Below are 7,955 nucleotides of genomic sequence, written 5' to 3' on the forward strand. Positions count from 1 at the left end.
TATGAAAAAAACACACCAATTATTACTAGCCCTATTCGGCTGTATCCTATTCACCAGCACCAGCTTACTACTACCCAACCTAATCCTATCTATATCGCCATCGGTAGCAGCTACTCCCACAACTAAATCACAAAACATCCATAAGTCACCAATATTTCAACATCACAAACTGTTTCAAGGTGAAAAAGTAGGGAATAAAGCTGAAGATACTACAAATTTCACTAAATCTAAATCACAGATTGTAGCCACGTTACTACAAAAACAAGGAAACCTCAAATCAGGTGATTCAGTAATTACTGATGATAGCACTTTCTATGACCAATACAAGTTTTCAGTTTCTAAAAATCAATCAATCAAAATTTACTTAGAAAGTCAAGACTTTGATACCTATTTGATGCTGCTTGATGCCCAAGGTAACAAATTAGCTGAAAATGACGACCGGGGAGAAGATAGTTCTAATTCATTTCTTCATGTTGCCTTACCTAACCAAAATACTTATCGTGTAGTTGTCAATAGCTACCAACCTCAAAGCCAAGGTAAGTATAATTTGAGAATAGTTGAAGATAATTTAGATGAACTTTCTGAAAATGATCTGAAAAGTGACCTAATCAGTGCCAATACTAACAAATCTAACCAATACTCTGAGAAAGAATTTGAAATTTTAGTCAAAGCTGATAGACTTTACCAACAGGGAAAAAGAACGGAAGCAGAAAAACTTTATCGTCAAGTTAAAAAACCTTTTGCTAAAGATAGTAAAAATAGCCAGATTAGTCAGTTTCCAGAACCGATCAATGATCCAGAACAATTGTCACCTGCTGGTAAAGTATATTGGCGCGAAGCACAGGCAGGTTTTCAACAAGGATTAGAAAGTAAAATATTTGTACCACTACAATTGTTGAGCGAAAAAAATCCTGAATTTGTACCTGGTCATGTCTTACTAGCACAAGCATTGGAAAAATATAATAAGCCGAAAGAAGCACGAGAAGTTTTAGAAAGAGCTTCTAGTTTATTTCCCTATAATCCCGATGTGGCTAAGGCAAGAGTTAAAGCTTTAGAAGCAGATGAACAATGGTTAGAAGCTTCTATTGCTGCTCGTCAGTTTGCTATTGTTAATCCCGATCATTCAGAAAATGCGGAATTTGTAAATATTGCCGACAAAAATTTTGGGCGTTTTCGTGGTGATTTGAATAATCAAATTCTTACCACAGCAATTTTGGGTGGTCTTGGTGGATTATTGACAGGTGATTTTAAATCTAGTGCTTTTCAAGCTGTAGAACTTGCTAAATTAATGCTTAACGGTGAGTCAGCAATGGGAGCGCAACTTGCTAATGGATATAAACAGCAATTACCTTTGGTACAAGATGAAATAGTTCAAGGTTATATCAATACCATTGGTCAGGATATTGCTAAGTTGATGGGACGAAGTGAATTTAATTATGAGTTTTATGTCGTCCAAGATGATTCTCTTAATGCTTTTGCTTTACCAGGAGGTAAAGTATTTATCCACACTGGGTCTATTCTTAATACCAAATCTGAAGCAGAATTAGCAGGTTTAATTGGTCATGAAGTTGGCCATGCGGTTCTTTCTCATGGCTATCAACGTATTGCTAATAATAGCTTATTGGCTAATTTAAGAGAAGTTATTCCCTTTGGCAACTTTTTTACTACTTTGGTGAGTAGAGATTATAGTCGTGGTAATGAACGCCAATCTGATATTATTGGTTCTCGCGCTCTAGCTAGTTATGGTTATGCTGCTGATGGTTTACGTGGTTTTATGCAAACTCTACACGAACGCTATGGTTCTAGTGGTCAAAGTTATGCTTCAACTCACCCATCTTCTAAAGAACGGGTTCGCTATTTGGAAGATTTGATTACTAGCAGTGGTTACAATCGTTATGCTTTTGAAGGGGTAGAAAAACACAGTTTGATTCAAAAGCGAGTTAGAGAGTTGGCGGGAAAATAGGAGTTTCAGACTCAAAATTAGTTTGTAGGGGTAATTCATGAATTACTCCTACTTTTGGTATTTTTTTGGGATCTAATACATATTTAGGGAGATATAGCAACCGCCACATCGGTTAGGACAGTAGGGGCGAAGCATTCGGGCAGATAATTTATGTCTCTTACCCTGATATTTTTCGCCCGAATGCTTCGCCCATCCCCTAAATTTATGTCCTAACCTTCCTGGCGACTGCTATAATTCTGAATGAATTATCTCCAAAATTTCTGGTGTCAAGCCTCTGGAAACTGCTCTAAGCTGTTACGCAGCCAGATCCAATAATCCTAATATAGTCAAGACTTGTTGATAGTATTTATATTATTAAATCAGATCAGGATGATCCCAGCGATCGCCCTCCAAAAAACCATAAATATAGTAGGGTGGGTCAGACTGGATAAATCATGTAAATAAACTTACAGCAGTTTCCGTTATCATGAAGTACAGATATTAATGACAAAACCCTTGTAGCACAGGCTTCCAGCCTGTTCATATTGTACCTCATGACATTGGTAAGTGCTGTATGTTTAATATCTGACGCACCCGACATCAGACTTACTCAAGCGATCGCTCTCCAAAAAACTATAAACAAATACAAAAAAAACAAATACAAAAAAATATAAATAAATATTTGCAACAGGAGTTAACTATTCTTCGTATAAATAATAGTAGAGATTATTCTATACTTAATGATGCTCTTACTAAAATGTCATAAGTATATGGATGATCTAAACCTCCACTTGCAAATCCTCGTCAAAGAAGCTTGCAAGTATCCCAAAAACACCCGCCAGCACCGTCAAGCAATTAACGGTTTACTGCGATCGCTTCTCAAATCAGGACGTATTTGGAGGCCATCAGCAGGGAATGACAACAACGAGGATATTTATGAAGAAGCATTACAAAAAACTCTGGTTGATTTATCTAGTAAAACATTATGTGAGAAGTATGATCCAGATCGGGGATTATTTCTACACTGGTTTAACAGGTGTCTAATAAATAAGTACAGAGATGAAATAAGAACAGTCAAGGGTTATCAAGATCGGATACAGTCTGTCTTAGAAAATGGTGAGATTTCTATTGATCCATTAGAGCAAAGAGTTTCTCCCATAGATGCCACTTTACTCACTCCAATTTGGGAATCATTTAAGCAATGGATTATAGAAGATCCTGATAATGTTCTCAAAGATTGTCACATCAGAGATAACCCAAAAGCTAACTGTCAATTATTTGCTGAGTTAAAACTGATCATGGGTAAAGAATGGCAGGAAATAGCTGATACAGTTGGATCACCACAGGGTTCTCTTAAATCCCATTGGAATAGAAAATGTGAACCATTACTGCAAAAATGGTTAGCAGAAAATCAAAAATTATTTGGAGAAGAAAACAATGACAGATAACCTAGATAAATTAGATAAATTAGATAAATTAAATGTATTACAGGATCTAGCCATTCCCTTTCCCATTACTGCATCCTTTCGCCAACAAGCTAGAGCTTATGCAGCACAATATTTTGCACCAAATATACAACAAAGAATGTATTTGCATACCTTGGCTGTATTTGTTGCTGATGCTTATTTTCGGATACTTGGTTTTCAGACTAATCTGAATCGGACAGAAAGATGGAATGCAATTCATCGTTTATGGAGTGAAGCTAACGAATTAGAATTATTAGGATTAGGTAATTTAGAATGTTGTGTTATCGCTAAAGAACAAGAAAAAATAATTTTACCATCTGATATTGTTAGTAATATTGTTAGGCATAATATCGGCTATTTATTTATAGAAATTACTGAGTCAGAAAAAGAAGCCGTATTGCTGGGTTTTTTACCTGCTTTTGATACTAAACATGAAGAATTAGAAATAACAGATTTACAATCTATGGATGCTCTGATTGATTATTTATCTGAGAAAGAAACATCTTTACCAGTAGAAACAGCAGAAATTGATGAGATATCCCTAGAATTTACAGAAAAAAAAATTACTTATTTAAGAAATTGGTTGAATAATATTTATGAGGGAGATTGGCAACCTGCAACGCGGAATCTGAGAAATGCTATCTGCAATAAAAATATCTCCCTAGCAGGACAAATATTTAAAATGCAGCTTTCCATTTCCCAACCCAGTGAGGAATTAGTTAATGTTATAGTCACTATTCAAAGTGAAAATACTTTTTTACCTATAGGTATGCAAGTGAGTGTACCAGATGAATCACATACACATACAGAAACAGTAGATGAAGCTGGAGATTTGATAAAAATACCCCTAGAATTATCTCCAAGTGAGAAATTTTGGGTAGAGTTGCGGATAGGAGAAAGTTTTATTAGAGAATATTTCATTGCTTAAAAAGGAGTGTTTATGACTTGGAAAATCTCCTTTAAAATTGGTGGTAGGGTGCAAATCAATAATTCTGAAGTTTTACCTGTCACTCTTGCTATTTATGATCAATATGGACAAATAGAAGAACTGGTTTCTTTTCTTTCTCCTCTACCAAAATCTTTATCAAATAAGTTTAAAGATTGGCAAGATTATATTGGTTTACAAGGCGATCGCAAAGTTGTTAAAAACCAGGAAAATCGCACTTTTGGGGTAATTAATCTCACAGAATTAGCTAATTCTTTGAAAGCAGAATTAAACCAATGGTTAGGTAGGGATGGTTGGGTTGATGAAAATGGACAACCAGATCCTCGTGTAAGTTTGGTTTTGGAACAATTTAGGGAGAAAATAAGTCAAAAAGATGAAGTTCAAATTATTGTTCAAACAGAAGATAGACAATTACGGGGACTTCCTTGGCAAGAATGGGACACTTTAGCAGGGTATACTAGCAATGGGGTAGAAGTTGCCATTAGTGCGACTAATTTTAAACGGTTGACACAAAAACAAACAGCACAATTAAAAGCAACTGCTCGGATATTGGTAGTATTTGGTGATGAAAAACTTAATTTTGCAGAAGAAATCAGTTTTATTAAAAGTTTGCGGCGACATGGTGGCGATCCTCATATCCTCAGACAACCTACACGCAAACAGTTAGAAGAAAAATTACAAGATAGTCAAGGTTGGCATATTTTCTTTTTTGCTGGCCATAGTGAAAGCGATCGCAATGGACGTATTGGACGGATTCAAATTAATCCCGCCGATGGGGAAGAAGGCATTATTGAAATTGCCGAGTTAAGAGATTTGTTAACAGGTGCAATTCAGAAAAAATTACAAATAGCTATTTTTAATTCTTGTGATGGTTTGGGATTAGCAAATCAATTAACTGAGCTATCTTTGCCTTATTGTATTGTCATGCGCGAAAGAGTTGAATCTGCCGTAGCTAGAGAATTATTAAGGTATTTTTTAGAGGCATTTGTACAAGATCGCTCTTTATTTGCGGCAATGAATTATGCCCGTCAACAGTTACAAAAAAAATTTGAACCTGGTAAAAGTTGGCTACCTGTAATTGTTGCTAACCCCTTAGCTAAAGAAGTAACTTGGAATCGTTTATTTTCTGAAAGAAGGTTATCTTGGCAATGGGAAATGGTTTTAGGATTGATAGCGATCGCTATGCTAATTTGTCTACCTGTGGGCATATTCACCGAGTTTAATGGACGGGAAACTTTAACACTTTACGCTCAACTTTACCCCCATATTATCATTTATCCTTCCCTGTTTCTTTGGATGTCTTTATTTGCAGCTTATAGAGTGCATTGTATGATTCGGGTACAAACTCGCTCTTTTTTAATTTTAACATTGGTGACAATTTTTATTACTTTGGGGGCGTTGTTTTTCGAGATTAATGGCGATCGCATGATGTTTTTAGAATTTAATTCCCAAGCGATGACAACAATTAAATCTGAGAAACTAAAAACACTGTATTTAGATTGGGAAACTTCAGAATCACAGATCAAAAGTATTCCCCAAAACCTTTTTAATATTAATCAAGCTTTTGACAAACAAGGCAATTTAATTATCAAAAAATCCGCATTAGAATCAGCCATTAAACGACTAAAAAAAAGTAATAATAAAAAAGGATTTCAAGGACTTTTAAGAATTGCCACATCCTATCAAGTTTGGCAACAAAATCATCAATATTTTTCCCTAAGTAGATCGTTTTACATTCTCAATTTTCTCAGTATTGTTGCTTGTGGTGTTCAACTTGTAGCACTGGTGTCAAATATTCTTTTTGCTCCAGATTCCATCTTTAATAAAAATAAATACCTCACTTATCTGATTATTTGTGAGTTAGGTATTCTCCTATGGTTGCCTTTTCAAAGCTATAGTATAGAACATACCAAAAGTCTCTTATTTTCCTCTGATTTCCGAGGTACTCTAGCTGGAATTAATGTGATTACTTATGCGATTATTGCCATTTTATTTTTCACTACTATTAGCAGTATATACAAAAGTGCTACCCAAAAATATCAGCCTATTTTATTGTCATTCTTATTAGGTAGTTTAGGTTTTACTGTGTTAAGTAGTATTTTTGGTGTTTCTATGATTGATCACTTGTTTGGAATGAATAGCACCAATCCTTTAACTCCTTGGTTTGCCAGTATCGTGTTTTTTGCTCCTTTATTTTTCTTACTTGTTCGTTGGATTGATTTGCGAGTAAGTGATGATTAAATATCAGATCCCCATAATATCCCTTAATTCCCCTTTGCGTCTTTGCGTGAGATAAAAAAATATGGTTCATTTACCTAAAAATAAGCAACTTGTTCAAGAACGACAAAAAGTAATTCTGATTGTATTTTTGATATACATTCTACCAATTTTACTTGTATTTTTAGAAGTAATTCCCTTTTCCTGGCGGTTTTATGTGCTAATTTTGGCAGCTATAGTCGTAGTAGCGATCGCCTATTTATACCGATTTTCTCCTGTAGAATTAGGATTTACAAATAATAACTTAAAAAAATCTTTGACAGCGATCGCTTTACCAACATTAATCTTTACTGGGTTAATGTTTATTTATTATTTAACTCATGGATCACGGTTAGATAACTCAGCATATCAATGGCTATTTTACCTTTTCTTTGTGGGTGTATCTTCTCCCATCCAAGAGTTTTTATATCGGGGGTTTTTATTTGCTATTTTTAAGAGAGCAAAATTTGCAACTTGGGTACAAATTATACTCTCTAGCTTACTTTACAGTTTTGTACATCTGATTTATAAAGATATACCGACGCTGGTATTTACATTAATTATAGGTATAATTTGGGGCTGGAACTACGCAAAGTTTCGTAATTTATATAGTATTATTATTAGTCATTCCTTACTGGGAGCGATCGCTATTCTGGTGGGTTTAGTATAGGTGAGGACTTACGCAAAACAGAATGAAAGTAACCGTGCCAAAATTTCCTTCTGTGACAATATCTAGAAAACTGGTTTCTTCACGAAACTTGTTTTCTGGACTTCTGGCGAATCACCTGAATCAGTAAACAGTTGTTAGCCTTTCGGTAACTGATTCAAGCGATCGCGTTTGCGTCTAGTTGTTATAATTCAAAAACAGGCTATAATGGCAATATGGGAAGCTTTCTGTAAGTACAATGACAAAAAATGGAGTTACACAGATTGTTCTATTTTAGTTATGGGTCATCGCTTACAAATATTTAAGGTATTCGCTTTTGATGATCATATTCGTCAAATGGCAGGATTAGGAATTGTTGGTGTCCCATAAACTAATAAAAATACGATTGATGAACGTCGTCAGATCGCTTTCTCTCAATCACCCCCTAAAATGAAGATAAATCCAGGATAAAAAATAAAGTAAGGATTCAAGGTGAGGTGATAAGATACCCAACTTCTGTAATTGATTCAATATTGCTTAAAATAAAAACAACGGCAACGAATAGTAAAAGTTTAGGACTTACGCATTGACAGAATAACAAAATAGTGCATTGATAAATAAGGGTCGTCTAGTAATGGGTATGAGAGAATGAGAGAAATTACTAAACCCTCGACAGCACAATGCAATCTAGACATCTAC

6 protein-coding genes are annotated in these 7,955 nt (G+C 35.0%); all 6 read left to right on the forward strand.

Annotated features, from left to right (window positions below):
- The first annotated feature begins 1 nt into the window (after position 1).
- The 6 genes from FFR48_RS09780 to FFR48_RS09805 all read left to right on the forward strand — a co-directional run bounded on the left by FFR48_RS09780 (position 2) and on the right by FFR48_RS09805 (position 7,646).
- The gene (locus tag FFR48_RS09780) at positions 2–1,963 is read left to right on the forward strand and encodes a M48 family metalloprotease (protein ID WP_162501871.1); all 1,962 of its coding nucleotides are present in this window, start codon (positions 2–4) and stop codon (positions 1,961–1,963) included.
- Between the two features lie 749 nt (positions 1,964–2,712).
- Positions 2,713–3,390 carry a sigma-70 family RNA polymerase sigma factor gene (locus FFR48_RS09785; protein ID WP_236104038.1) on the forward strand — a complete coding sequence of 226 codons (678 nt, stop codon included), beginning with the start codon at positions 2,713–2,715 and terminating at the stop codon, positions 3,388–3,390.
- Positions 3,380–4,336, forward strand: a complete 957-nt coding sequence (locus FFR48_RS09790; RefSeq protein ID WP_137667229.1) for a DUF1822 family protein — start codon at positions 3,380–3,382, stop codon at positions 4,334–4,336. The genes FFR48_RS09785 and FFR48_RS09790 overlap by 11 nt, the downstream gene beginning before the upstream one ends.
- Positions 4,337–4,348: 12 nt before the next feature.
- A complete protein-coding gene (locus FFR48_RS09795) occupies positions 4,349–6,595 on the forward strand; it encodes a CHAT domain-containing protein (RefSeq protein WP_137667230.1) in 2,247 nt (748 codons plus the stop codon).
- A gap of 61 nt (positions 6,596–6,656) precedes the next feature.
- Positions 6,657–7,280: a CPBP family intramembrane glutamic endopeptidase gene (locus FFR48_RS09800; RefSeq protein ID WP_137667231.1), complete on the forward strand. Its 624-nt coding sequence runs from the start codon at positions 6,657–6,659 to the stop codon at positions 7,278–7,280.
- Between the two features lie 204 nt (positions 7,281–7,484).
- Entirely contained in the window at positions 7,485–7,646 is a 162-nt protein-coding gene (locus FFR48_RS09805; RefSeq protein WP_236104039.1) for a hypothetical protein, read from the forward strand.
- Positions 7,647–7,955: the final 309 nt, after the last annotated feature.

This window comes from Sphaerospermopsis reniformis (assembly GCF_005402885.1).
GTDB lineage: Bacteria > Cyanobacteriota > Cyanobacteriia > Cyanobacteriales > Nostocaceae > Sphaerospermopsis > Sphaerospermopsis kisseleviana.